We start from the raw sequence: 747 nt of genomic DNA on the forward strand, positions 1-747 counted from the left end.
AGAATTCACACTTTATACGTGATTCAATTGACCATTTTTTATAAACAATTGCCATGTATGAATAGACTATAAAAAGCAAATTATGATGCAAATGTTATAAGGCATGTAAACATTCAAATAAAGTGAAAAGCAGCTATCATTCATAACAGTTCATAAACTTTATGATACGTTTTTATCACACACAAATCGCATTGTTAAAAACGTAATCGTTTGAAATTATCGATAACATAAATTGCATGCGCTTAAAGAATAGCATACTTCAAACCAAATGTTTGTCGCATCACGCGCCCTGTTCAAACTAATAATAACATATTCATTACCTAATAGAATACCAACTCCTGCACCTGCATAAAGCGAAGCAATAATCCACCCATTATGGCTATGCTGCATGACCATAATAGAACCCAAAACCACCATTGCTGCACTCGCAACACGAGAAGAAAAACGGATCAAGTGTTAACGCCATGGAAATAATAAGTGCACTCATTACTATAGCTGCACAAGATAGCATGTGAGGAGCAAGAGATATATTCCGAATTCTGCCAAACGTAAAGAACATACTCCCAACTAAATAACCACCGTAATTAGCGCTAGCTATATAAAAAAGTTGATTAAAGGTAAACAATCCCTCATCCAACATAACTGGCAATATTGGTGTATAGAGAAATCACCCGATACCCATTCTCAAAACCATAATAACCATACCGAATACAGCGTTTTGAAACAATTCAAATTTTGACGATTATT

Annotated in this window: 1 pseudogene; it reads right to left on the bottom strand. The window is 34.4% G+C overall.

What is annotated here, in order from left to right:
* Positions 1–216: 216 nt before the first annotated feature.
* A pseudogene (locus ACFIKE_RS11995) lies at positions 217–640 on the bottom strand (YbfB/YjiJ family MFS transporter).
* Between the last annotated feature and the right edge of the window lie 107 nt (positions 641–747).

Source organism: Bartonella sp. MU70NMGDW, assembly GCF_042194085.1.
Classification (GTDB): Bacteria; Pseudomonadota; Alphaproteobacteria; order Rhizobiales; family Rhizobiaceae; genus Bartonella; species Bartonella grahamii.